Here is a 24,342-nt window from a genome sequence, read left to right as displayed (position 1 = left end):
GGGCAGCGTTCCCTGCGGGTCACCCCAGCAGCACGTCGATGATGCGCTGGCCGATGTACTGGCCGTGAGTTTCCAGCGCGAAGTGACCCGTGTCCAGCAGTTCGACGACGGCATCCGGATTGTCGCGGCGGTACGCCTCGGCGCCAGGCGGGATGAAGAACGGATCGTTGCGGCCCCAGATCGCCAGCGTCGGCAGGCGCGATTGGCGGAAGAACGCCTGAAACGCCGGATACCGCTTCAGATTGTTCGCATAATCCAGGAAGAGATCGAGCTGGATGTCCTTGTTGCCGGGACGCTCGAGCAAAGCCGCGTCCAGGGTGTAGCCCTCCGGGGCGACGCTGTCGGGGTCGGCCACGCCGTGCACGTACTGCCACTTCGTGCCTTCCAGGTGCAGGATGGCGTCGTGGATGGTCTGGCGATTTTCGGGCGACGGGTCCTCCCAGTAGGCGCGGATCGGCGCCCAGGCATCGCCCAGGCCCTCAAGGTAGGCGTTGCCGTTCTGGGACACCAATCCCGTCACCCGCTCAGGGTGCGCGAGCGCCAGGCGCAGGCCGGTCGGCGCGCCGTAATCGAAGAAGTACATGGCGTACCGGGTCAGGCCGAGTTCGTCGACAAAGGCTTCCAGCGACTTGGCCAGGTTGTCGAACGTGTAGCGGTAGTCGCGTTCGGCTGGCACATCGGTGAAACCGAAGCCCGGCAGGTCGGGCGCGATGACGCGAAAGCGGCTGGCCAGTTGAGGGATCACATTGCGGAACTGGTGCGACGAGCTGGGAAATCCGTGCAGCAGCAGGAGTACGGGCGCTTGCGGGTCGCCCGCTTCGCGGTAGAAGAATCGCAGGCCATCGGCGTGGGCGTGGCGGTAGTGCACGGTGGGGGTGGCTTGGGCGGTCATATCGGGCTCCGGGATGGGGATAGGGAAAATCGGACGGTGTCGACGCGTCAGAACACAGTCTACGCGCCCTGCGTAACCTGTCAATAGCAGTTTTAAAGGTTACGAAATCGCCAACTGGCCGATTCCCCTGGCATGGGCCCCGCGCATGAAAAAACCCGGCAGGCGTGCCGGGTTTCGTATCTACCCCTACCGATCAGCGAGGCTTGGCGTTCGCGTCGGCCGCCTCGCGCTGCCGGAATGCCGCGACCTTGTGCCGGTTGCCGCACAACGCCATGCTGCACCAGCGCCGCTTGTGCGAACGCGTGCGGTCGTAGAACCAGAGCGAGCACGCCTCGCTTTCGCATTTGCGCACCAGCCCGAATTCGCCGTTAACCAGCAGGTCGGCGGCCGCCTCGGCGACGGGCAGCAACCATTGGGCCGGGGTCTTGGACGGGTAGCGGCGCGCCAGCGACAGGCCTGCGCCTTGCGTCTCGGACAATTCCAGGTGGCTTCCCCCGGCCGCCAGCGCGCGGTTGAGTTCAGAAAGCGCGAGCGGCGCGCCCGATTTGCGTTGCACCACCAGTTCGCGAACCGTTTCGCGCAGGCTGCGGGCGCTTTCCAGCAGGCCGGCCGGCGCGGCGCCCTGCCCGGCGGCCAGCCCGGACAGCGCAAGCCACGCCGACACGTCCGCGTCGGATTGCCAGCGGTCCAGCGGACCGGCGCCGCCTTGTTCGACGGTATTGATCATGTCCAGGGCGACATGGTCGCCCAGTTGCCTGAATTCGGGTGCGTGGGCTTCGGATGCGTGGACTTCGGGTGCGTGCGCGGCGTTCATGGTGACCTCCGAGGACAGTGTAACCCTCAAAAAAACACATTAAAAGTTACACCATCACCGGAGCGAGTGTCATGTCCGTCAGACGCGCGGTTCCGGCAGCGGGATGTATTCGGTCTCGTCGCCCGGCACGATCTGGTCAAAGCGCGTGCGCTGCCAGTCCTGCTTGGCCTGCTCGATGCGGTCCTTGCTGCTGGAAACGAAGTTCCACCACACGAAGCGCGGCCCATCCAGCGGTTCGCCGCCCAGCACGGCAAAGCGCGCAGCCGTTTTGGCGCGGATCTGCACGGGCTTGCCCGGCGCAAACACCACGAGGCGGCCGCTTTCGTAGACCTGGCCCTCGATCTCGACAGTGCCTTGCGCCAGATACGCGGCACGCTCTTCATGTTCGGCCGGCAGCACGGTGGTGGCCCCGGCCTGCAGTTGCAGGTCGCCATAGAACAGGGGCGACAGGGTCTTGACCGACGAGGTCTGTCCGAACAGCGAGCCCGCCACGACCTGGGCGCGCACGCCCTCGCCTTCGACGACCGGCTGCGCGTCCAGACCGTAGTGGGTGAAACCGGGGTCCGTTTCTTCATGGGCCTTGGGCAGGCCTACCCAGATCTGCAGGCCACAGAGCCGCTGCGGCGCAAGACGGCTTTCCGGGGAGGAACGCTCGGAGTGCACGATCCCGCGGCCCGCGGTCATCCAGTTCACCTCGCCGGGCAGGATGGTCTGGGTATTGCCCGCGCCATCGCGGTGCACCATGGAGCCTTCGTACAGATAGGTGACGGTGGACAGGCCGATGTGCGGGTGCGGCCGCACGTCGATGCCGCTGCCGACGTCGAAATCGGCCGGACCCATATGGTCCAGGAAGACGAACGGGCCCACGCTGCGGCGCTGCGCGGACGGAATGGCGCGGCGGACGGAAAACCCGCCCAGGTCGCTGGTGCGCGGCACCACGATGGTTTCGATCTGGCTTTCGCCGGCTTGGGACAAGGTCGACATGGTGCAATGCTCCGCATGAATTGGCCTGGGGCCATCTTAATGGCCTCGCGGCCGATACAGGGTGAAACCGGGCGGATTACGACATCCGCCCGGCGTTTGGCCTCAGGCCAGGTCGAACACCAGCACTTCGGCGTTCTTGCCGCCCGACAGCTCGACGCTGCTGTCGCCGGTGATGGCCACGGCGTCGCCGGCGGCCAGCTCGACGCCGTTGACGGTCAGGCTGCCGCGGGCCACATGGACCCAGGCGCGGCGCCCGGCACCCAGCGTCAGCGCGGCCGACTCGTCACCGTCGAACAGGCCCGCATACAGCCGGGCATCCTGATGGATCTTCATCGACCCGTCGGCGCCGTCGCCCGTCACCAGGGCTTGCAGCCGGCCGCGCTTTTGCGCGTCGCTGAACGCGCGCTCTTCGTACTCGGGCGCAATCCCGGTCACGTCCGGCTCGATCCAGATCTGCAGCATGTGCGTTTCGGCGTCCGGCAGCGGGTTGAACTCGGAGTGCATGACGCCGCGGCCGGCGCTCATGCGCTGAACGTTACCCGGGCGGATGGTGGAGCCGCTGCCCATGCTGTCCTTGTGGGCGATGGCGCCGTCGAGCACGTAGGTGATGATCTCCATGTCCCGGTGGCCGTGGGTCCCGAAGCCGCGTCCGGCCGCGATGCGGTCATCGTTGATCACGCGCAGCGCGCCGAAGCCCATGTGAGCCGGGTCGTAGTAGTTGGCAAACGAGAAAGTGTGGAACGAATCGAGCCATCCATGGTTGGCGTGACCCCGTTCGGCAGCGCGGCGGATCGTAAGCATGTTGAACTCCTGTTTCAATAATATGAATGATTAGGGCTGCAACTCGTCTGGCTCTTTGCCGGTCCGTTTGGCTGCAACCCCGGCATGAGTGATATTCTGCGCGTGCTCCGGGCTGCGTTTGGCGCTATATTTTGATGACTTCGTTCAAATTATTTGAATGCCAATTTCCGCCGCGATTTCCATGCAACCGATTACCCCCGAACTCCTCATCCTGGTCGACGCCATCGCGCGCCACGGCAGCTTCGCCAAGGCGGCGCGCGAACTGGGCAAGGTGCCCTCCGCCGTCACCTATTCCATCCGCAAACTGGAGGACGGCCTGGACGTGCTGCTGTTCGACCGCTCGGGACACCGGGCGCTGCTGACGCCGGCGGGCGAGGCGCTGCTCAAGGACGGACGGCACCTGCTGCAGTCGCTGGACGAGCTGGCCAGCCGCGTCAAGCGCATCGCCACGGGCTGGGAAGTGCAATTGCGCATCGCCGTCAGCGCGGTGCTGCCGTGGCGGCCCATCTATGACCTCATCGACGAATTCCATGCGGTGGGCAGCGCCACCACACTGCGCTTTTCCACCGAGGTGCTGAGCGGAAACTGGGATGCGCTGACGTCGGGCCGCGCCGACCTCGTCATCGGCGCGGGCGCGGCGGGCGAACCCACCGGGCCGTATCGCACGCAGGCGATCGGCGTGATGCAGTTCGGCTTCTGCGTGGCGGCGAACCATCCGCTGGCGTCGCTGCCCCAACCGCTCAGTCGCGCCGACATCACGCGCTATTGCGCCGTGGTGATCGCCGATACCTCGCGCAACCTGCCGGTGCAGTCGCGGGGCATCCTGTCGGAACAACCGACGCTGGTGATGCCGTCGATGCAGGCCAAGATCGAGGCGCAGGTGCGCGGCCTGGGCTGCGGCTACCTGCCGCTGACGCTGGCGGCGCCTTACCTGGCGCAGGGACTGCTCGTGGTGTGCGAAACGGATGAAGGCATGTCCCTGACGGAACACGTCGCGTACGCCTGGCGGGCGGAGCCGCCGGGCGAAGCGATGAAGTGGTGGCTGCAGAAGCTGAAATCGCCGCGGCTGTGCGAAAGCCTGCTGGGTCTGTAGACAGGCGGGCACGCGAGCGGGAATGCACGGCGCGGGCCCGCGAGCCCGGCGCCGGGACGATTACTCGTCCTCGATCCCCAACTCGCGCAGCTTGCGCGTGATGGTGTTGCGGCCGATGCCCAGGCGCGACGCGGCTTCCACGCGCCGGCCGCGGCTGGCGTCCAGCGCACTTTGCAGCAGGATCTTCTCGAATTGGCGCGTCAGCGTGGCCATCACCGCGGGCTCGCCGCGTTCCAGCCGGTACTGCGCATCGCGCAACAAGGAATCCTGCCAGTTGCGGGGCGCGCCATCGTCCGCGCTGGCGGCGGCCGGCGCCCCCGCCGGAACGACCGTGCCCACCCCTGCCGTCGGCACGGCCGGCCGCAGCGGCGCGGCGCCCGCGGGCGGCTGGTGTTCCATCGCCCGGATCTCGGGCGGAAGGTCGATGCGGTCCACCGTCTGGCCGGGCGCCATCACCGTCAGCCAGTGGCAGAAGTTCTCGAGCTGGCGCACGTTGCCCGGAAAGTCGAACTTGGTCAGCACGGCCAGCGCCTCGGGCGTGAGGCGCTTGACCGGCACGCCCAGCGTGCGCGCGCTGGCCGTCAGGAAATGCTGCGCCAGCGCCGGGATATCCTCGACCCGCTCGCGCAGCGGCGGCAGGCGCAGCCGGATCACATTCAGGCGATGGAAAAGGTCTTCGCGGAACAGGCCCTGCTCGACCCGCTGTTCCAGCGGCTGGTGGGTGGCCGCCACGATGCGCACGTCCACGCGCACGGGCTGCGCGCCGCCGACGCGGTAAAAGCTGCCCTCGGCCAGCACGCGCAACAGGCGCGTCTGCAACTCGATCGGCATGTCGCCGATTTCGTCCAGGAACAAGGTGCCGCCATGCGCCTCTTCGAAGCGGCCGCGGCGCAGGTTGTTGGCGCCGGTGAACGCGCCGCGTTCATGGCCGAAGAGTTCGGCCTCCAGCAGGTCGCGCGGGATGGCCGCGGCGTTCAGCGCCACGAAGGGGCCGTTGGCGCGCACGCCGTGGCCGTGCAGCGCCCGGGCGACCAGTTCCTTGCCGGTGCCGGACTCGCCGGTGATCAGCACGGTGACCTTGGATTGCGCCAGGCGCCCGATGGCGCGGAAGACTTCCTGCATCGCGGTGGATGACGACTGCGTCATCATCCAGCGCTCGTTGTTTTGCCCTGCCTCGCCCTGCCCTTCGGGCGCTTCCGGCTGCGCGGACTCCTGCATGGCGCGCTGGATCAGCGCGACGGCTTCGTTCACGTCGAAGGGCTTGGCCAGGTAGTCGAACGCGCCGCCCTGGAAGGCGGACACGGTGCTGTCCAGGTCAGCAAAGGCGGTCATCACGATGACCGGCAGGCCCGGATGGCGCTCCTTCAGTTGGCGCAACAGCTCCAGGCCGTTGCCGCCAGGCATGCGGATATCGGACACCAGCGCGACGGGCGTTTCGCGCGAAAGCGCCTCCAGCACGTCGGCCGACTGGGAAAAGCTGCGGGTGGGGACGCCAGCGCGGGCCAGGGCCTTTTCGAGGACCCAGCGGATGGCCTGGTCGTCGTCGACGATCCATACGGGTTTCATCAGTTTGCGGGCTCCATCGGGAGGACCAGGCGAAACTCGGTGCGCCCCGGTCGGGATTCAAATTCGATGATGCCGCCGTGCTGCTGCACGAAATCCTGCGCCAGGCTCAGGCCCAGGCCGGTACCACCTGCCCTGGCCGTGACCAGCGGATGGAAAATGCGGTCGCGAATGTGGTCCGGCACGCCCGGACCGTTGTCGATGATGGACAGCACCAGCGCCAGGCGGTGCTGCCGGTGCGCCAGCATGACCTGACGCGCGACGCGCGTGCGCAGCGTGACCACGCCGGGCTCGGTCTGCGGGCCTTGCGGGCGCGCCACCAGTTCCTGCGCGGCGTTGCGCGCCACGTTGAGCACGGCCTGCATCAGGCGGGCGGCGTCGCCCTTCAAGTCGGGCACCGAGGCGTCGTAATCCCGCTGGATCGTGACGTCGTTGCGGAACTCGGCCTGGATGAGCGCGCAGACGCGCTCGCAGATTTCATGGATGTTCACCGGCCGCGCGTTCAGCGGCACACGTTGCGGACCGCTCAGGCGGTCCACCAGCGCCTGCAGGCGGTCGGCTTCGGAAATGATGACCTGGGTGTATTCGGCCAGGGCCGCGCTGGGCAGCTCGGCTTCCAGCAGTTGCGCGGCGCCGCGCAGGCCGCCCAGGGGATTCTTGACTTCATGCGCCAGATTGCGCAGCAATTCGCGGTGGGCTTCGATCTCGTCCACCAGCCGGTGGTTGCGATCGGCCAGGACGCGCTGCTCGATTTCGCGCGTCTCGATCAGCACCGGCCAACGCTGGCCGGTCAGGCCGACGGTCGTCACGGCGACTTCCACGGATTCGGCGGCGCGGCGCAGCGAGGCCAGTTGCCTCACGTCCGCGTACCGGCCGCCCGCGGCGCGGTCGATCGATGACTGGATATTCTCTGGATTGTCGAACAGGGTGGCGGCGGACTGCCCGCCCAGTTGCTTGCGCGAGCGGCCGAAAAGGTCCTCGGCGGCTGCGTTGGCGTATTCGATGTGGCCGCGCTCGTTGACCAGGAAAACTGACGTGGCTAGCAGATCGAGAGCTTCTACATTCATTTTCAACGTACCCGAATGGACAGGGGAAAGCGGAACGCGTCCGCGACGGGGGCGCCGGGCCGGCGCCCTGCCCGCCGGCGCGGGCCGGACAGGCAGTTCGTCGGACGGCGACCTGGTGGTGCGCATGGTGTGGGCCCTGGTGTCTGCCTACATCATCGCGCTCCCCCCAGCCACGGCCTCAATGCATCAGAGGCTGTAGTACATGTCGAATTCGACCGGGTGCGTCGTCATGCGCAGACGCGTCACATCGGCCATCTTCAGGTCGATGTAGGCGTTGATCATGTCGTTGCTGAACACGCCGCCTCGGGTCAGGAACTCGCGGTCCTTGTCCAGGGCTTCCAGCGCTTCTTCCAGCGAGGCGCAAACGGTCGGGATCTTCGCGTCTTCTTCCGGCGGCAGGTCGTACAGGTTCTTGTCGGCCGGATCGCCCGGGTGGATCTTGTTCTGGATGCCGTCCAGGCCGGCCATCATCAGGGCCGAGAACGCCAGGTACGGGTTGGCCAGGGGATCCGGGAAGCGCGTTTCGATACGGCGGCCCTTCGGGTTGCCCACGTAGGGAATGCGGATCGAGGCCGAGCGGTTGCGGGCCGAGTAGGCCAGCTTGACGGGCGCTTCGAAGTGCGGGACCAGGCGCTTATACGAGTTCGTGCCGGGGTTGGTGATGGCGTTCAGGGCACGCGCGTGCTTGATGATGCCGCCGATGTAGTACAGGGCGAATTCGGACAGGCCGGCGTAGCCGTTGCCCGCGAACAGGTTCTGGCCGTCCTTCCAGATGGACTGGTGGACGTGCATGCCGGAGCCGTTGTCGCCGACGACGGGCTTGGGCATGAACGTGGCGGTCTTGCCGTAGGCGTGGGCCACGTTGTGCACGATGTACTTGACGATCTGCGTCCAGTCGGCGCGCTGGACCAGCGTGCTGAACTTGGTGCCGATTTCGAGCTGGCCGGGGGCAGCCACTTCGTGGTGGTGCACTTCAACCGGCACGCCCATCTGTTCCATCAGCAGGCACATTTCCGAGCGCATGTCCTGGAACGAATCGACCGGCGGGACGGGGAAGTAGCCGCCCTTCACGCCCGGACGATGGCCGGTGTTGCCGCCTTCGAATTCCAGGCCGGTGGACCAGGGCGCTTCTTCGGACTTGATCTTGACGAAGGTGCCCGACATGTCGGTGTTCCAGGTCACGCCGTCGAACACGAAGAATTCGGGTTCCGGACCGAAGTAGGCGGTGTCGCCCAGGCCGGAGGACTTCAGGTAGGCTTCGGCGCGCTTGGCCAGCGAACGCGGGTCGCGGTCATAGCCCTTCAGGTCCGACGGTTCGACCACGTCGCACGACAGGATCAGGGTCGGCTCTTCGCGGAACGGATCCAGGTTCGCGGTGGAGCAGTCGGGGATGAGGAGCATGTCGGAGGCTTCGATGCCCTTCCAGCCCGGGATCGACGAACCGTCGAAAGCCTGCCCGCTTTCCAGCTTGTCTTCATCGATAGCAGTGGTGGGCACGGAAACGTGGTGCTCACGGCCAACCGTATCGGTAAAGCGGAAATCCACGAATTTCACTTCGTTATCGGCGATCTGTTTCAGGACGTCTTTCGGGCTTGCCATGTCATCTCCATTAGATAAAAGGGTCGAGGGCTTTGCCCGTCGACTGGCATAAAAGAAGGAAGCAATATGCGTGCCAGGTTTATCCCCCGGTATTCCCGGGGGGAGGCGGTGCGGGTTTGGGGAAATGTAGCACCGTTATGGTGCAAAAGATGGGGCACGATCGCCCCATCATGGTGCTTGCACCTTACAGGAACATTTCCTGCAGGTCATTGAGGAATCGCCAGCCCAAGGGCGTGGCCCGCAGGCGAGTGGGATCGGCGTCCAGCAGGCCCCGTTTCGAGGCTGCCTCCAATTGGTGCGCGATGACGGCAAGCGACAAGCCGGTGCGTTCATGGAAGGCGGTGGCCGCCACGCCTTCTTTCAGGCGCAGCGCATTGAGCATGAACTCGAACGGCAGCTCGTCCGGCCCGACCTGGCGGCTTTCGGCCAGATGGCTGCCGTCGCGCGCCATGGCCGCCTGCATCCAGGAGTCCGGGCTGCGCAGCCGGGCCTCGCGCACGATGCGGTCGTGAAACGACAGCTTGCCGTGCGCGCCGGGACCGATGCCCAGGTAGTCGCCGAATTCCCAGTAATTCATGTTGTGCCGGCAACGCGCGCCCGGCTTGGCGTAAGCCGACACCTCATAGCGCGCCAGCCCCGCCGCGGCCAGCTCCGCTTCCACCGCGTCCTGCATGGCGGCGCTGGTGTCGTCGTCGGGCAGGTCTTCGGGCGGGAACTTCGCGAAGACCGTATTGGGCTCCATGGTCAGGTGATACAGCGACAGATGCTCGGTGCCGAAGGCAATGGCCTGCCGCAGATCGGTCCTACAGGCGTCCAGCGTCTGGCCGGGCAAGGCGAACATCATGTCCAGGTTGACCCGCGGCGCGGCGCGCTGGGCCATGTCGATCGCGGCGCGGGCCTGGGCGGCGTCATGGATGCGGCCCAGCTTCTTGAGTTGCGCGTCGTCAAAGCTCTGGATGCCCAGCGAAAAGCGCGTGACGCCGCTGGCCGCGTAGTCCCTGAAGCGGTCCGCCTCGCCGGTGCCGGGGTTGGCCTCCATCGTGATCTCGGCGTCCGGCCACAGATTCAAATAGGCCCGAAGCATGGCCAGCAGTTCGTCCAGCCCGGCGGCGGACAGCAGGCTGGGCGTGCCGCCGCCAATGAAGACGGAAATCACCTGGCGGCCCCAGATCGACGGCAACGACTGCTCCAGGTCGCTGCGCAGGGCATCCAGATAAGCGCGTTCCGGGATTTCGCCCGGCGCGGCGTGTGAATTGAAGTCGCAATAAGGACACTTGCGCACGCACCAGGGCACGTGGACGTAGACCGACAGCGGCGGCAGGCTGGTCAGCGTGGCGCCCGCGGGCACGACCAGTCGCGACGCGGGTGCGCCCATGTCATTGCGGATGGGTATGGTGATGGACATGCAAAATTCCTGGCGCCCCGGGGGCGCCTTGGTCAGGCCTGGCTCAGCTTGCTGAGCAGCTCGCGCAGCGCCCGGGCGCGGTGGCTGACCCGGTTCTTTTCGTCGGGATCCAGCGACGCGGCGGTCAGCGCCATGTCGGGCAGGTAGAAATGCGGATCGTAGCCAAAGCCGTTGGCGCCTTCGGGCACGTCGATGATCTCGCCGTGCCACAGGCCTTCGCCGATGAGCGGGCGCGGATCGTTTTCGGATCGCACCAGGGCCAGAACGGCCACGTACCAGGCGCTGCGGTCGGCTACGTCCGCCAGGTTGCGCACCAGCAGCGCGTTGTTGGCCGCATCGGACTTTTCTCCGCCGTGCATCTTGGCATAGCGCGCCGAATAGACGCCGGGCGCCCCGTCCAACGCAGCCACGCACAGGCCGGAGTCATCGGCCAGCGCCGGCAGCCCGGTGAGGCGGCTGGCGTGGCGCGCCTTGGCCAGCGCGTTTTCGACGAACGTGACGTGCGGCTCTTCGGCTTCAGGCACGCCGAGGTCGCCTTGCGGAACCAGTTCAATGCCCAGGGGCGCGAACAAGGCGGAAAACTCACGCAGCTTGCCGGCATTGTTGGACGCCAGGACGACGCGGCGCAGGGTATCGGGAATCTTGGGGGAAGTCATAGCGCGGATTGTATAGGCCCCGGCCCCCTGCGGGAGCGCATTCCACGATGCAGGCGCGGATACCGCCGGGGACCGCAAATGCCAGTTGACACTTTTGTAACAGCGACTGAATATTGCACGTCACGATTCGGCGCAACAATGCGACGCGACAGCGCGGCGCAACAACGCAGACATATTTTGTCGTCAATATGACCCATCTTGTCACTGATCGTATCTCAATGCCCCGGCGATGAACTCACTTCACGCTTTGCCCAGGCCGGCCGCGTCCCGCGCGCTCCTCAACCCAGCCCACGGAGCGCCCGCCCATGCCAGCCTGGCCGGCATCCTGCGCGAAAGATTGTTGCGTCCGCGCTTCCAGCCGGTGGTCGACCTGTCGCACAGCCGCATCTATGGCCACGAGAGCCTGATCCGCGGCCCCGCCGACACTCCCCTGCACTTTCCCGATGCCCTGTTCGCCGAGGCGCGCCGCCAGGGGCTGCATCCGCAGCTCGAACTGGCCAGCTTCCGCGCCGGGGCGCGCGGGTTTGAACAGAACGACGCCGCCGGCAAGCTGTTCCTCAACCTGTCCGGATCGGCCCTGCTCCATTACTGGACGCTGTGGGGCCACGACATGCCGGCCCGGCTGCTCAAGGATTGCGCGCTCGAACCGGGCAGCATCATCGTCGAACTCACCGAACAGGATCCGCTGTCGGACCGCATGGGCGAGCTGCACGACGCATTCGCCTGCCTGCGCGAGGCCGGCATGCGCATCGCGCTCGACGACTACGGCGTCGGCAATTCCAATCTGCAACTCTGGGCTGAAACCCAGCCCGAGCTGGTCAAGATCGACCGTTACTTCTTTGACGGCATCGGCCACGACGAGCGCAAGCAGAACATGGTGCGCGCCATTCTGAAGGTCGCGCAGCACCTGGGCACCTCCGTCGTTGCCGAAGGCATCGAAACCGCCGCGGACCTGGCGGTGGTGCGCGAGCTGGACATCCGCTACGCGCAGGGCTGGTTCCTGGGCATGCCCGACGAGACGCTGTTGACCGAACTGACGCCGCCGCTGCGCGATTCGCTGCGCTCGCGCTCGTCGGCCCCGGTGTCGCAACGCTCGGCGGGCGGTACCGCGGCCAGCCTGCGGGTCGAGGCCCCGGCCGCCCTGCTGACCAAACACACCAACGACGACGTGCACCGGCTGTTCATCGAACACAAGAACCTGCACGCCGTGGCGGTGATCGACGGCGACAACCGGCCGGTCGGCATCATCAACCGGCGGGATTTCTCGGAACACTACGCCCAGCGCTACACGCGCGAGCTGTTCGGGCGCGATGCCTGCTCGACCTTCATGAATGCCGAGCCCGTGCTGGTGGACGTGAACGTGTCCATCGACCAGTTGAGCCATGTGCTGATCTCCGAAGACCAGCGCTACCTGATGGACGGGCTGATCATCACCCGCGAGGGCCGCTACGACGGCCTGGCCACGGGCGAGACGCTGGTGCGCTCGGTGACCGAAATGCGCATCGAGGCCGCCCGCTACGCCAATCCGCTCACGTCGCTGCCGGGCAACATTCCCATCAGCCGGCACATCGCCACGCTGCTGGAAGACGCCGCCGACTTCACCATCTGCTACGGCGACCTGAACAACTTCAAGCCGTTCAATGACGTCTACGGTTACTGGCGCGGCGACGACATGATCATGCTCACCGCCGAGGTTATCAAACGCCACTGCGATCCGCAGCGCGATTTCGTGGGACACGTGGGCGGCGACGACTTCGTCGTACTGCTGCGCAGCGCGGACTGGATGGCGCGCATCGAGCGCATCATCGCGGAGTTCAACGAGGCGGCGGTGGCCCTGTACGACGAACAGGGCCGCCGCAACGGCGGCATCGAGGCCGAGGACCGCTACGGCGTGCCGCGCTTCTTTCCCTTCGTGACGCTGGGCGTGGGCGCCCTGACCGTCACGCCCTCGCTATGCGAGCGCATCCGCCCGGAGGACATCGCGTCGGCTGCCGCGCATGTCAAGCACAAGGTCAAGCACGGGAACCTGTCGCTGGTGGCCGAGCGCTACGCCGGGGCCATCCTGCCGCAGCTCACCGGCTAAGGCCTGGACGCCGGCGGGCTGCGCCCCCTGGGCGATCTGGAACTTGGCCACGGCGCGGCGCAATCCCTGCGCCTGCGATTCCAGCGCGGCGGCGGCCGCCGCCGTCTGCTCGACCATGGCGGCGGTTTCCTGCGTGGAGCGCTCGATGTCGGCCACGGCATCGTTCACCGACGCAATGCCCGCAGCCTGTTCGGCCGTAGCGCTGGAAATCTCGGCCACGATCTGCGTGACGCTATCCACGGACGCGACCATGTCGCGCATGGTCTCGCCCGCCAGCTTCACGTGGCGCACGCCGGCGTCCACCCGCCCGGCCGAATCTTCGATCAGGCCCTTGATCTCGCGGGCCGCCTGCGCGCTGCGCTGGGCGAGCGACCGCACCTCGCCCGCCACCACGGCAAATCCCTTGCCCTGCTCGCCGGCGCGCGCCGCTTCCACCGCCGCGTTGAGCGCAAGAATGTTGGTCTGGAAGGCGATGCTGTCCACCACGCCCACGATCTCGCCGATACGCCGCGCGCTGTCGGCGATGCCCTGCATGCTGTGCACGACTTCATCGACCGCCTGGCCGCCGCGCTGCGCCAGTTGCGTGGCGCTCAGCGCCTGGCGGCTTGCCAGGTCGGCATTGCCGGCGGTCAGCTGCACGGTATGCGCAAGCTGCGTCATGTTGGCCGCCGCTTCCTGCAGCGACCCGGCCTGGCGCGCCGCGCGGTCCGACATGTCGGCGCCCCCGGCCGCGATCTCGCCGGACCCCGTGTGGATTTCCTCGACGCCCTGGCGCACCGATGCCACCGCGGCCGACAGCCCCGTCTGCATGCGCCGCATTGCGGAATACAGCACCCCGATCTCGTTGTCGCCGCGCAGGGCGATCGCGCCCGTCAGGTCCCCGTCCGCAATGCGGTCAAAGTGCGCCCCGGCCTCGTTGAGCGGGCGCAGGATGCTGCGGCGAAATGCCAGGCGGATCAACACCGCCAGGATCAGCACAAAACCCAGCACGCCCGCCGCGACCACGATCACCCGCTCCAGGGTGCGGCTTGCGCCCGCCACCGCCTGCTGGCCCTGCTCGCGGGCATAGGTTTGATAGGCCTCGGCCCGCTGGACGTAGGCCGCGCCGCTCGTGGGCAAGGCCTTGTCCGTCAGGCGGTTGACCTCGATGCCGTTCCAGCCCTGGATCGCCTTGTGCATCGGCGCCAGGGTCTGGTCCGCGAAGGCGGCATAGGCCGCCAGCACCTGCCCGAAAAGCGGCGCGCCCTGCGCACTGTCGTCCGGATTGGCGCGCAGCCGCGCCAGGCTGGCCGTGGCCTGCTTGAGCAAGGCGTCGGCCTGCGCGAGCGACGCGTTGCGCGCCTCTTCAAGGCCGCCCTCCATGGCGGTCTTGGCGTCCGTCAGGGCCGCGCGCGCCTGGAACAGCCGGCTGGTCATGTCCGCGAGGTCGCTGGCCCTTTCGATGCTGCCGCGGCCCAAGGCCTCGATATCCGCGCGGTTGTCGCGCAATACCGTGATGCCCGCCGCCGCGGCGACCGCGAACAGCACGACGAACAAGGCAAGAATGGCCGACAGCGCCGTCGTGACCCTCAGATTTTTCCGCATATGAATCCGTGTGTAGCCTCGCCGCCTGCGCGGCAGTGCTGCGGATTATGACCACCCAGTTTGGCAATTTCTTGACACAACCTCGGAACCGCATGTCGCACTGCCGTCATGAAGGCGCGCTTTTGCGATCAGGAACCCCGTATTAATGAATTGTGAATTGGCACGTCTGCCGCGTTGCGGCACATTCGATGCTGAATCGAACCATCCCACCCACCCGATAAGCAGCCCTATGCCCCAAGCCTCCCACGCCTACCAGGACATCCGTGAAGCCGTGCGCGACCTCTGCGCCCAGTTCCCTGCCGACTACTTCCGCAAGATCGACGAGGCGCGCGGCTACCCCGAGGATTTCGTCCGCGCCCTCACCGAAGCCGGCTGGCTGGCCGCCCTGATCCCGCAGGAATACGGCGGCTCGGGCCTGGGACTGACCGAGGCCTCGGTCATCATGGAAGAAATCAACCGCAGCGGCGGCAACTCCGGCGCCTGCCACGGCCAGATGTACAACATGGGCACGCTGCTGCGCCACGGCTCCGAAGCCCAGAAGCGCGAATACCTGCCCCGCATCGCCGCCGGCGAACTGCGCCTGCAGTCCATGGGCGTGACCGAACCTACCACTGGCACCGACACCACCAAGATCAAGACCACCGCGGTCAAGCGCGGCGACCGGTACGTCATCAACGGCCAGAAGGTCTGGATCTCGCGCGTGCAGCATTCGGACCTGATGATCCTGCTGGCGCGCACCACGCCGCTCGACCAGGTGACGCGCAAGTCCGAAGGCATGTCGATCTTCCTGGTCGACCTGCACCACGCGGTCAAGCACGGCATGTCGATCCGCCCCATCCCCAACATGGTCAACCACGAGACCAACGAGCTCTTCTTCGACAACCTGGAAATCCCCGAAGAAAACCTGATCGGCGAAGAAGGCAAGGGCTTCAAATACATCCTGGACGGCCTGAATGCCGAGCGCACGCTGATCGCCGCCGAGTGCATCGGCGATGGCTACTGGTTTGTCGACAAGGTCACCGCCTACGCCAAAGAGCGCGTGGTATTCGGCCGTCCCATCGGGCAGAACCAGGGCGTGCAGTTCCCCATCGCCCGCGCCCACATCAACGTCGAGGCCGCCAGCCTGATGCGCTACGAGGCCTGCCGCCTGTTCGACGCCCACGAGCCGTGCGGCGCCCAGGCCAACATGGCCAAGCTGCTGGCCGCCGACGCGTCCTGGGAAGCGGCCAACGCCTGCCTGCAGTTCCACGGCGGCTTCGGCTTTGCCAACGAGTACGACGTCGAGCGCAAGTTCCGCGAAACCCGCCTCTACCAGGTCGCGCCCATCTCGACCAACCTGATCCTGTCGTACGTCGCCGAACACATCCTGGGCCTGCCCCGCTCCTTCTGACACGCCACCCTTGCCCATGAACGCTGACCAAGACACCCCGCACCTGAGCGCCCAACTCGCGGCCTTTGCCGCCAACCTGCGCTACGAAGACATCCCGGCGCCGGTGCTGCGCCGCGCCGAAGACCTGCTGCTCGATTGCCTGGCCTCGATCCTGGCCGGGGCCTCCGCCCGCGCCGTCCAGGCCATCGACCGCTACGCCGCGGCGATGGGCCCGGCGGACGGTCCCAGCGAAGTCCTGATCACCCGCCGCCGCACGACGCCGCTGTTTGCCGCCATGGTGAACGCGGCCGCCGCGCACGTGGTCGAACAGGACGACGTGCACAATGGGTCGGTCTTCCACCCCGCCGCGGTCGTGTTCCCCCCTGCCCTGGCCGTCGCCCAGGCCTTGGGCGCGTCGGGCCGCGACCTGCTCACCGCCGCGGTGGCGGGCTACGAGGTCGGCATCCGCGTGGGCGAATTCCTGGGCCGGTCCCACTACAAGATCTTCCACACCACGGGGACGGCGGGCACGTTGGCCGCCGCCGTCACCACCGGCCGCTTGCTGGGCCTGACGCCCGAGCAGATGCTCCACGCGCTGGGTTCGGCCGGCACGCAGGCGGCCGGACTCTGGGAGTTCCTGCGCGACGCCGCCGATTCCAAGCAGCTTCACACCGCCAAGGCGGCGGCCGACGGCATCACCGCGGCCTACCTGGCCCGGGAAGGTTTCACGGGCGCCCGGCACATCCTCGAAGGCCCGCAGGGCATGGCCGCCGGCATGTCCACGGACGCTGATCCCAGCCGCCTGTGCGACCGCCTGGGCCAGCGCTGGGCGTTGGCCGAAACCTCGTTCAAGTTCCACGCGTCATGCCGGCACACGCATCCGGCGGCCGACGCCCTGCAGCAGGCCCTGCGCGACAACGGCCTCACCGAAGCCGACGTCGAGCGCGTCGTGGCGCACGTCCACCAGGGCGCCATCGATGTGTTGGGCCCTGTCGTCAACCCGCAGACGGTGCACCAGTCCAAGTTCTCGATGGGAACGGTGCTGGCGCTGATCGCCCGCAAAGGTCGCGCCGGGCTGGCGGAATTCGACGCCGGCCTGGATGACCCCGGCGTCGCGGCCTTCCGCGGCAAGGTGGAAATGGTGCTGGACGACGAAGTCGATGGCGCCTATCCGCAGCGCTGGATCGGCAAAGTCACGGTGCATACCCGCGACGGTCGCACGCTGCATGGACGGGTGGACGAACCCAAGGGCGATCCGGGCAACACCCTGAGCCGCGCGGAGATCGAGGACAAGACGCTCAGCCTGGGCCGCTATGCGGACGCCGCGACCGAACCCGAACTGCGCGAGCTGATCGCCACGATCTGGGCACTGGAGAACCGGGGCAAGGTGGACGCGCTGCTGCCCCGGCAATCCGCCTGACCGGCCGCTACGCCAGGGCGGCGCGCTGGGCCTGCACCAGGTTGGCGATGCCGTTCTCGGCCAGCACCAGCATCGTATCCAGTTCGGCACGCGTGAAGGTCGCCCCTTCGCCCGTGCCCTGCACTTCCACGAAGGCGCCGCCGCCGGTCATGATGACGTTCACGTCGGCGTCGCAGGCGGAATCTTCCTGATAGTCCAGGTCCAGCACCGCCTGCCCGCCCACCAGCCCCACGGACACCGCGGCCACCGCGTCGCGGATGGGATTGGCCGTCAGGTCGCCCCGTTTCATCAGCAGCGCGACCGCATCGGCCGCCGCCACCCAGGCGCCGGTGATGCTGGCGCACCGCGTACCGCCGTCGGCTTGCAGCACGTCGCAGTCCAGGTGGAGCGTGCGCTCGCCCAGCGCCTTCATGTCGAACACGGCGCGCAGGCTGCGGCCGATCAGGCGCTGGATTTCCTGCGTGCGGCCGCTCTGCTTGCCGCGCGCCGCCTCGCGGTCGCCGCGCGTGTGGGTGGCGCGCGGCAACATGCCGTATTCCGCCGTCACCCAGCCTTCGCCCTTGCCCTTGAGGAAAGGCGGCACCTTGTCCAGGACGCTTGCCGTGCACAGCACGTGGGTATCGCCCGCCTTCACCAGCACCGACCCTTCAGCGTAGCGCGTGAAGGCGCGCTCCAGGCTGAAAGGACGCAGTTGGTCGACGGCGCGGCCCGAGGGCCGGGCAAGGGTGGATAGAGTGGTCACAGCGGGCTCCAGACGTGGCTTCGATTCGCGGCATTGTACGGGCAGGCGCCACGGGAACAGCGCGCTTGGAGTATCCTGCCGCGATGCATCCGGTTGAAAACACAGACCCGCTGCCCACGACCTGGGCGCCGCGGGCCCCGGCGCAACCGGCTTCCACCCCAAGAATCACCAGGACACGCCCATCATGATCCGCAGCATGACCGCCTTCGGCAACGCCCGAGCAGACCTAGAACAAGGCACGCTTGCCATAGAACTGCGCAGCGTCAACAGCCGCTTTCTCGACCTGTATTTCCGCCTGCCCGACGAGCTGCGCCACGTCGAAACGCCGCTGCGCGAACTGCTGACCGCCAACCTGGCCCGCGGCAAGGTTGAGATCCGCGTGTCCTATACCCGCGCCGCCAGCGCGGACCTGTCCAAGCTGGACCCTGCCTGGCTCGAAAGCCTGGCCGAACAGCTCCAGGCCGCCCGCCGCATCATCCCCGACATCGCCTCGCCGCGCCTGGCCGAGCTGTTCAACTGGCCCGGCCAGCGTGGCAATGACGCGCTCGATCCGCAGATCTGGGGCGCCGCCTGCCTGCAGGCCGCCCAGCAGGCCCTGACGCAATTGCAGGAAGGCCGCGAACGCGAAGGCGAACGCCTCGCCGGCATGATGCGCGAATGCGCCGACGGCGTCGCCCGCGTGGTCGACATCGTGCAGGCCCACCTGCCGCAACTCTTGGCCGACCACCGCGACCGGCAGGCCGCCAAGCTGCGCGAAAGCGTGGAATCGGCCTTCCCCGGCGGTTTTGCCCATATCTCCGGCGCCGAATTGTCCGAACGCCTGTCCCAGGAAGCCAACCTGTTCGCCTTGCGCATCGACGTGGCCGAAGAGCTGTCCCGTCTGCGCTCGCACCTGGAAGAACTGCGGCACCTGCTCACGGACGGCGGCGGCAAGCCGTCCGCCGGCAAGAAGAACGCCGGCAGCGCCGGCAAGCGCCTGGACTTCCTGTTCCAGGAAATGAACCGCGAAGCCAACACGCTGGGCTCCAAGGCCGGCAGCATGGAAGTCACCCGCGCCGCGATGGACCTGAAGCTGCTGATCGAGCAGATGCGCGAACAGGCGCAGAACATCGAATAAGGGGCGTTGCGCCCCTCGTTCAGCGGATCTCGCCCGTGGCCGGCTCGCCCCGCAGCGCCGAATCCAGATAATCCCTGCGGGCGCGCGCATCCGGGAAGCGCATGTCGCGATAGTTGACAACGCGCGACCCGCGCGCCAGCCGGTAGCCCGCCCAGATCAGCAGGAAGAGCGGAATGCCGATATACGTGGCCACCACCCCGCCCCAGTCGATCCGGTCCTGCAGGAAGGCCTGGTAGTTCTGGCCCAGCGTGATGATCAGGCACAGCACGAACGCGAAGATCGGACCGAAGGGAAAGAACGGGGACACATAGGGCAGATCGGCCAGGCTGTTGCCCTGCTTCACGTAGCCCCGGCGGAAGCGGTAGTGGCTGATGGCGATGCCCAGCCACGCGATGAAGCCGGTCATCCCCGACGTGTTGAGCAGCCAGATATAGACGGCGTTGGGGCTGAAGATGAACGTGAAGAAGCACAGCGCCGCGACGGCCGTGGTGGCCAGCAACGCCCACATCGGCACGCCGCTATGCGAAATGCGCCCGAAAATGCGCGGCGCCTTGCCTTCCCGCGCCAGGCTGTACAGCATGCGCGTCGCCGCGTACATGCCCGAGTTGCCGGCCGACAGCACCGAGGTCAGCACGACGGCATTCATGACCGACGCCGCCCCCAAGAGGCCGGCCCGCTCGAAAATCAGCGCGAACGGGCTGACGCTGATGTCCTCGACATCGTTGCGCAGCAGATGGGGATCGGTATAGGGAATCAGCAGGCCGATAACCAGGATGGCCGCCACGTAGAACAGCAGGATGCGCCAGAACACCTGGCGCACCGCGCGCGGCAGGTTGCGCGCCGGGTCCTTGGATTCGCCTGCGGCGATGCCGATAAGTTCGGTGCCCTGGAACGAAAAGCCCACCACCATCGCCACGCCGATCAGCGCGGCGAACCCGCCGGCGAAAGGCGCGTCGCCCACGGTCCAGTTGGCAAGGCCCCCGGTGTCGCCGCCGCGGATGATGCCCAGCAGCATCATCACGCCCATGACGACGAAAGCCAGCACGGCGATCACCTTGATGAGGGCGAACCAGAATTCCGCCTCGCCGAAGCCTCGGGCAGACAGGGCGTTCAGTCCAAAAGTGACCGCCAGGAACAAGGCGCTCCAGTAGAACCCGGGCACGTCCGGAAACCAATACGCCATGACGAGCTGCGCCGCCACCAGATCCACCGCGACCGTGACGGCCCAGTTGTACCAATAGTTCCAGCCCAGCGCGAAGCCGAAACCGTCTTCGACGTAGCGTGCGCCGTAGGTGGAAAACGAGCCGGACACCGGCATCGCGGCCGCCAGTTCGCCCAGGCTGGTCATCAGGAAATAGACCATGATGCCGATCAGCACGTACCCCAGCAGCGCGCCGCCGGGGCCGGCCTTGGCGATGGTCGCGCCCGACGCCACGAACAGCCCGGTGCCGATCGACCCGCCCACGGCGATCATCGTCAGGTGGCGCGCGGACAGCGTGCGCCGCAGTTCGGACGGCCTGCCCGCCTCCGATTTGCGCGTGCCGCCTGAGCGGCGATCATCGTGTTCCGATGGAGCCAAAATGCATTCCTTCACGTCTGCAGGCCCCGCGCAACGCAGCGCGTAGGCCCTGGGAAATCCGAGCAACGCGCGAGAATAGCGCAATCGGCCCCGACATGAAAAATGACCCGCGGCGGGGGACGGATCAACCGTCCTGGCGCCCCGCCCGCCTCGCATTTATTGAAACGCTGTTTCCATGAACGTGCGCAGCTTGCGCGAATGCAACCGCTCCGGCGGCATGTCCCGCAGGCGCTCCAGCGCCCGGATGCCGATTTCCAGATGCTGGTTGACCTGGCGCCGGTAGAACGCGCTGGCCATGCCCGGCAGCTTAAGCTCGCCGTGCAGGGGTTTGTCCGACACGCACAGCAGGGTTCCGTAAGGCACCCGGAACCGGAAGCCGTTCGCCGCGATCGTGGCGGACTCCATATCCAGGGCGATCGCGCGCGACTGCGCGAAGCGTTCCACCAGGTCGACGTGATCGCGCAATTCCCAGTTCCGGTTGTCGATGGTCGCCACCGTGCCTGTGCGCATGATGCGCTTCAAGTCCCACCCGGACAGCCCGGCCACCTCTTCCACCGCCTGCTCCAGCGCAACCTGCACCTCGGCAAGCGCCGGCACCGGCACCCAGGTGGGCAGGTCGTCGTCCAGCACGTGGTCTTCGCGCACGTAGCCATGCGCCAGCACGTAGTCGCCCAGCCGCTGCGAGTCTCGCAGGCCGGCGCAGTGCCCGAGCATGAGCCAGGCGTGCGGGCGCAGCACGGCGATGTGGTCCGTGATCGTCTTGGCGTTGGACGGCCCGACGCCGATATTCACCAGGGTGATGCCGGAATGGTCGCCGCGTACCAGGTGGTACGCGGGCATTTGCGGCAGGCGCACCGGCTGGACCTCGTCGCCCGGGCCGCTTTCGCCGCGGCGGGTGATGCGATTGCCCGGCTCGACGAGCATCTCGTAGTCTTCGTTGCCGCTGGCCATGAGCGCGCGGGCGCGCGCGCAGAACTCGTCCACATAAAACTGGTAATTGGTGAACAGCACGAAATTCTGGAAGTGCGCCGGCGCGGTCGAGGTGTAGTGCTGCAGCCGGTGCAGCGAATAGTCCACCCGCTGCGCCGTGAACGGCGCGAGCGGCCGGGGCTCGCCTTCCTTGCCCCGCCAGGAGCCGTTGACGATGGCGTCGTCCGTGACCGCCAGGTCCGGCACGTCGAACAGGTCGCGCAGGGGCCGCTTGAGCGCCTCCAGGTGCTCGCCTTCCACGTAGGCGCCCTCGGGAAAGGCGAAGTGCAGCGGAATCGGCGAATCGGATTCGCCCACTTCAACCGCCACCCGATGGTTCTGCAACAACTGGCCGACCTGCTCGATCAGGTAATCGCGAAACAGCGCCGGCTGCGTGATGGTCGTCTGGTAGATGCCCGGTTCGGCGACATGGCCGTACGAAAGCCGGGTGTCGATGGGGTCGTAGGTCTCCACGACGATGCGGATGGCTGGGTAATAGGCCCTGAAACGGGCGGCGCCATTGCCGGGGTCCTTCAAGACCTCACGAAAGGCAGTACGCAAAAAAGCCGTGTTGCGCGCATAGATTTCAGCCAGCCGGTCCACCGCGGACTGTGCGTCCTGGAAGGGTTCGAAGGGCAACGCCTCGGGCCGGTTGAAGGACGACAAAAGGTGTACTGCGTTCATCATTGAGCTTTACTCCGCCTTCTTATCTGTCTTGCTCGAATCCCTTGCCGCGCGCGGCGGCGCCGCGGGGAGCCGATGCAGTCGATTATGCCCGAGGCGGTGCGCGATCACGTGACAGGCCCGCACGCGGATGGGGATATCCGCGCATCCTTGCCGCATCCGGGATCGCCAGGGGGGCGTCCTGTTACGGCAGCCGGTGGAAAGGCCGTAACAGCGGGCGGCCGATAATGCTGCATTGCACTACAAATGTAATGAAACATTATTACATTATAATCGTGAGGCGTTCCGGGTGTTCCGCCTGCGAACCGCTCCCTTTTCCGCCGGCTTGCCATCCCAGGCAAAGCCATGCCGCCCACTCCGATTCTTGAAGTGACGTAATGACGCCGCCCACGCGAAAAGTCCGCTTTTCCTTTTTCCGCATTCCCGCATTCCTGTCAGCGCCGCTGTTGGCCCTGACCCTGTCCTGGCCCCCCGGCGCCGCCCACGCATCGCTGGCTTCCGATCAGGCCCGCCCCACCCTCAGCGGCCTGCGCCTGGCGCAAGAGCCCACGGTGCCCACGCTGCGCGAACGCGTCGTGCAGGCCGGCCTGGAAGCCATCGGCACGCCGTACAGCTGGGGCGGCGACGACGCCGACGGTTTTGATTGCAGCGGCCTCGTTCTATATGTCTTCCGCGAAATCGCCGGACTCGAACTGCCCCGCACCGCCCGCGCGCAGCGCTCCGAGGGGCACAAAGTCGCCGCCAAAAAGGAACTGCGTCCTGGCGACCTGGTGTTTTTCGCCACCCGCGGACGGGGCGTGACCTCGCACGTGGGCATTTACATCGGCCAGAACAAGTTCGTGCACGCGCCGCGCCGCGGCACGAAGGTGCGGGTGGACGACATGAAATCCGCGTACTGGTCCAAGCGCTACCTCGGCGCCCGCGCCTACCTGGACACGCCGCCCAAGCAGATGTTGGCCCAAGCCTCGCGCTGAGCCGGCAAGTACGTTACGGGCTGGCGCCCTGGGGGACGGATGGGCGCATGACCGAAGGCCGTGCGCCCAATGCCCGCTGCCGGACCGGAAGCGTCAGCCCCGGCCCACGAACGGCATGTTGGTGGCCATCAGCGTCATGAACTGCACGTTGGCGTCCAGCGGCAGGCGGGCCATGGCGGCCACGGCCTGCGCCACGTGGGCCACGTCCATGCGCGGCTCCACCTTGGTGCTGCCGTCGGCCTGCAGGATGCCGGCGGCCATGCGCTCGGTCATTTCGGTCGCGGCGTTGCCGATGTCGATCTGGCCGCAGGCGATGTTGTACGGCCGGCAATCCAGCGAAATCGACTTGGTCAGGCCGGTCACGGCATGCTTGGTGGCCGTGTAGGCGATCGAGAACGGACGCGGGGCGTGCGAGGAGATCGAGCCATTGTTGATGATGCGTCCGCCGCGCGGGGTCTGCGCCTTCATGATGCGTATCGCGGCCTGGGCGCACAGAAACATGCCGGTCAGATTGGTGTCGACCACGTCGCGCCAGACGGACACCGGCAATTCCTCGATCGGCACCGCCGGCGCACCGCGCCCGGCGTTATTGAAGAGCACGTCGAGGCGGCCGTATTCGCGCTGGGCGGTGTCGAAGAGATCCCGGACCGCCTGCTCGTCCGACACGTCCGTGGGCACCACCAGCGCCCGCAAACCGTCTTCGCCCGCGGCGGTGCGCGTGGCTTCGAGCGGCTCGCGCCGGCGGCCGGCCAGCACGACCCGATAGCCCTGCGCCAGGAATTCCAGGGCAACCGCGCGGCCTATGCCGGTGCCGGCGCCGGTTACCAAGGCCACGCGGGGTGGGTCGATCTCGTTCGTCGTCATCGGATTCTCCTGCTTATGGATGCGCGAAATCCTACCCGAATCGTCCCGCGGATGCTGCAAGCGAAGGTTCCAAGCGCAACACA

19 protein-coding genes and 1 pseudogene are annotated in these 24,342 nt (G+C 67.0%); 6 read left to right on the top strand and 14 right to left on the bottom strand.

All coding sequences use genetic code 11. The features are described 5' to 3' along the window. Positions 1-19 precede the first annotated feature (19 nt). The 4 genes from BMW75_RS01150 to BMW75_RS01135 form a co-directional block, all read right to left on the bottom strand. The gene (locus tag BMW75_RS01150; protein ID WP_092575685.1) at positions 20-892 is read right to left on the bottom strand and encodes an alpha/beta fold hydrolase; all 873 of its coding nucleotides are present in this window, start codon (positions 890-892) and stop codon (positions 20-22) included. A gap of 193 nt (positions 893-1,085) precedes the next feature. Continuing rightward, positions 1,086-1,706, bottom strand: a complete 621-nt coding sequence (locus BMW75_RS01145) for a CGNR zinc finger domain-containing protein (RefSeq protein WP_092575682.1) — start codon at positions 1,704-1,706, stop codon at positions 1,086-1,088. Positions 1,707-1,784: 78 nt separating this feature from the next. Continuing rightward, positions 1,785-2,690 (bottom strand): pirin family protein, encoded by a 906-nt coding sequence (locus BMW75_RS01140; protein ID WP_092575679.1) that lies wholly within the window; start codon positions 2,688-2,690, stop codon positions 1,785-1,787. Positions 2,691-2,792: 102 nt separating this feature from the next. Beyond that, positions 2,793-3,491 (bottom strand): pirin family protein, encoded by a 699-nt coding sequence (locus BMW75_RS01135; RefSeq protein WP_092575677.1) that lies wholly within the window; start codon positions 3,489-3,491, stop codon positions 2,793-2,795. Positions 3,492-3,672: 181 nt separating this feature from the next. Here BMW75_RS01135 and BMW75_RS01130 point away from each other — a divergent pair, with 181 nt between their 5' ends. Beyond that, the gene (locus tag BMW75_RS01130; protein ID WP_076521017.1) at positions 3,673-4,584 is read left to right on the top strand and encodes a LysR family transcriptional regulator; all 912 of its coding nucleotides are present in this window, start codon (positions 3,673-3,675) and stop codon (positions 4,582-4,584) included. Between the two features lie 60 nt (positions 4,585-4,644). Here the strand turns inward: BMW75_RS01130 and ntrC are convergent, their stop codons facing one another. The 5 genes from ntrC to rdgB form a co-directional block, all read right to left on the bottom strand. Then, positions 4,645-6,150: a nitrogen regulation protein NR(I) gene (ntrC, locus tag BMW75_RS01125; RefSeq protein ID WP_092575671.1), complete on the bottom strand. Its 1,506-nt coding sequence runs from the start codon at positions 6,148-6,150 to the stop codon at positions 4,645-4,647. After that, positions 6,150-7,214, bottom strand: a complete 1,065-nt coding sequence (glnL, locus tag BMW75_RS01120) for a nitrogen regulation protein NR(II) (RefSeq protein ID WP_076521019.1) — start codon at positions 7,212-7,214, stop codon at positions 6,150-6,152. Before glnL ends, ntrC begins: the two co-directional genes overlap by 1 nt. A gap of 186 nt (positions 7,215-7,400) precedes the next feature. After that, entirely contained in the window at positions 7,401-8,813 is a 1,413-nt protein-coding gene (gene glnA / locus BMW75_RS01115; protein ID WP_076521020.1) for a type I glutamate--ammonia ligase, read from the bottom strand. A 184-nt stretch (positions 8,814-8,997) separates the two neighbouring features. Continuing rightward, the gene (hemW, locus tag BMW75_RS01110) at positions 8,998-10,218 is read right to left on the bottom strand and encodes a radical SAM family heme chaperone HemW (RefSeq protein ID WP_092575668.1); all 1,221 of its coding nucleotides are present in this window, start codon (positions 10,216-10,218) and stop codon (positions 8,998-9,000) included. A gap of 32 nt (positions 10,219-10,250) precedes the next feature. Next, on the bottom strand, positions 10,251-10,874 hold the full coding sequence (gene rdgB, locus BMW75_RS01105; RefSeq protein WP_092575665.1) for an RdgB/HAM1 family non-canonical purine NTP pyrophosphatase: 624 nt from the start codon (positions 10,872-10,874) through the stop codon (positions 10,251-10,253). Between the two features lie 229 nt (positions 10,875-11,103). Here rdgB and BMW75_RS01100 point away from each other — a divergent pair, with 229 nt between their 5' ends. Further along, positions 11,104-12,957: an EAL domain-containing protein gene (locus BMW75_RS01100; protein WP_254791898.1), complete on the top strand. Its 1,854-nt coding sequence runs from the start codon at positions 11,104-11,106 to the stop codon at positions 12,955-12,957. A 150-nt stretch (positions 12,958-13,107) separates the two neighbouring features. Here the strand turns inward: BMW75_RS01100 and BMW75_RS01095 are convergent. After that, positions 13,108-14,541, bottom strand: a pseudogene (locus BMW75_RS01095) (methyl-accepting chemotaxis protein); the annotation flags it as partial. 229 nt (positions 14,542-14,770) lie between these two features. Here BMW75_RS01095 and BMW75_RS01090 point away from each other — a divergent pair. Further along, positions 14,771-15,931, top strand: coding sequence for an acyl-CoA dehydrogenase family protein (locus tag BMW75_RS01090; protein ID WP_092575660.1), 1,161 nt, complete (start codon positions 14,771-14,773; stop codon positions 15,929-15,931). Positions 15,932-15,947: 16 nt separating this feature from the next. Next, on the top strand, positions 15,948-17,330 hold the full coding sequence (locus BMW75_RS01085; RefSeq protein WP_092575657.1) for an MmgE/PrpD family protein: 1,383 nt from the start codon (positions 15,948-15,950) through the stop codon (positions 17,328-17,330). Positions 17,331-17,337: 7 nt separating this feature from the next. On the opposite strand, the gene rph is transcribed toward BMW75_RS01085, so the two are convergent. After that, entirely contained in the window at positions 17,338-18,072 is a 735-nt protein-coding gene (gene rph, locus BMW75_RS01080; protein ID WP_092575655.1) for a ribonuclease PH, read from the bottom strand. A gap of 184 nt (positions 18,073-18,256) precedes the next feature. On the opposite strand from rph, the gene BMW75_RS01075 reads away from it, so the two are divergent. Continuing rightward, positions 18,257-19,189, top strand: a complete 933-nt coding sequence (locus BMW75_RS01075) for a YicC/YloC family endoribonuclease (RefSeq protein ID WP_076521027.1) — start codon at positions 18,257-18,259, stop codon at positions 19,187-19,189. Between the two features lie 19 nt (positions 19,190-19,208). Here BMW75_RS01075 and BMW75_RS01070 read toward each other — a convergent pair whose 3' ends face one another. After that, complete coding sequence (locus tag BMW75_RS01070; protein ID WP_092575652.1) at positions 19,209-20,768, bottom strand: amino acid permease; 1,560 nt, start codon at positions 20,766-20,768, stop codon at positions 19,209-19,211. A gap of 156 nt (positions 20,769-20,924) precedes the next feature. Next, a complete protein-coding gene (locus BMW75_RS01065; RefSeq protein WP_371466478.1) occupies positions 20,925-22,424 on the bottom strand; it encodes an AMP nucleosidase in 1,500 nt (499 codons plus the stop codon). A 374-nt stretch (positions 22,425-22,798) separates the two neighbouring features. Here BMW75_RS01065 and BMW75_RS01060 point away from each other — a divergent pair, with 374 nt between their 5' ends. Next, positions 22,799-23,395, top strand: a complete 597-nt coding sequence (locus BMW75_RS01060) for a C40 family peptidase (RefSeq protein ID WP_092575649.1) — start codon at positions 22,799-22,801, stop codon at positions 23,393-23,395. Between the two features lie 93 nt (positions 23,396-23,488). Here BMW75_RS01060 and BMW75_RS01055 read toward each other — a convergent pair whose 3' ends face one another. Continuing rightward, the gene (locus BMW75_RS01055; RefSeq protein WP_076521029.1) at positions 23,489-24,259 is read right to left on the bottom strand and encodes an SDR family oxidoreductase; all 771 of its coding nucleotides are present in this window, start codon (positions 24,257-24,259) and stop codon (positions 23,489-23,491) included. Between the last annotated feature and the right edge of the window lie 83 nt (positions 24,260-24,342).

Origin of the sequence: Achromobacter sp. NFACC18-2 (assembly GCF_900108985.1) — a bacterium.
Taxonomy (GTDB): domain Bacteria; phylum Pseudomonadota; class Gammaproteobacteria; order Burkholderiales; family Burkholderiaceae_B; genus Achromobacter.
This window is presented reverse-complemented; position numbering and strand designations above follow the sequence as displayed.

Bases quoted from the DNA above. Each gene is read 5' to 3' on its own strand.
- BMW75_RS01150 (WP_092575685.1), bottom strand. From the start codon at position 892: ATGACCGCCCAAGCCACCCCCACCGTGCACTACCGCCACGCCCACGCC.
- BMW75_RS01145 (WP_092575682.1), bottom strand. From the start codon at position 1,706: ATGAACGCCGCGCACGCACCCGAAGTCCACGCATCCGAAGCCCACGCA.
- BMW75_RS01140 (WP_092575679.1), bottom strand. From the start codon at position 2,690: ATGTCGACCTTGTCCCAAGCCGGCGAAAGCCAGATCGAAACCATCGTG.
- BMW75_RS01135 (WP_092575677.1), bottom strand. From the start codon at position 3,491: ATGCTTACGATCCGCCGCGCTGCCGAACGGGGTCACGCCAACCATGGA.
- BMW75_RS01130 (WP_076521017.1), top strand. From the start codon at position 3,673: ATGCAACCGATTACCCCCGAACTCCTCATCCTGGTCGACGCCATCGCG.
- ntrC (WP_092575671.1), bottom strand. From the start codon at position 6,150: ATGAAACCCGTATGGATCGTCGACGACGACCAGGCCATCCGCTGGGTC.
- glnL (WP_076521019.1), bottom strand. From the start codon at position 7,214: ATGAATGTAGAAGCTCTCGATCTGCTAGCCACGTCAGTTTTCCTGGTC.
- glnA (WP_076521020.1), bottom strand. From the start codon at position 8,813: ATGGCAAGCCCGAAAGACGTCCTGAAACAGATCGCCGATAACGAAGTG.
- hemW (WP_092575668.1), bottom strand. From the start codon at position 10,218: ATGTCCATCACCATACCCATCCGCAATGACATGGGCGCACCCGCGTCG.
- rdgB (WP_092575665.1), bottom strand. From the start codon at position 10,874: ATGACTTCCCCCAAGATTCCCGATACCCTGCGCCGCGTCGTCCTGGCG.
- BMW75_RS01100 (WP_254791898.1), top strand. From the start codon at position 11,104: ATGAACTCACTTCACGCTTTGCCCAGGCCGGCCGCGTCCCGCGCGCTC.
- BMW75_RS01090 (WP_092575660.1), top strand. From the start codon at position 14,771: ATGCCCCAAGCCTCCCACGCCTACCAGGACATCCGTGAAGCCGTGCGC.
- BMW75_RS01085 (WP_092575657.1), top strand. From the start codon at position 15,948: ATGAACGCTGACCAAGACACCCCGCACCTGAGCGCCCAACTCGCGGCC.
- BMW75_RS01075 (WP_076521027.1), top strand. From the start codon at position 18,257: ATGATCCGCAGCATGACCGCCTTCGGCAACGCCCGAGCAGACCTAGAA.
- BMW75_RS01065 (WP_371466478.1), bottom strand. From the start codon at position 22,424: ATGATGAACGCAGTACACCTTTTGTCGTCCTTCAACCGGCCCGAGGCG.
- BMW75_RS01060 (WP_092575649.1), top strand. From the start codon at position 22,799: ATGACGCCGCCCACGCGAAAAGTCCGCTTTTCCTTTTTCCGCATTCCC.
- BMW75_RS01055 (WP_076521029.1), bottom strand. From the start codon at position 24,259: ATGACGACGAACGAGATCGACCCACCCCGCGTGGCCTTGGTAACCGGC.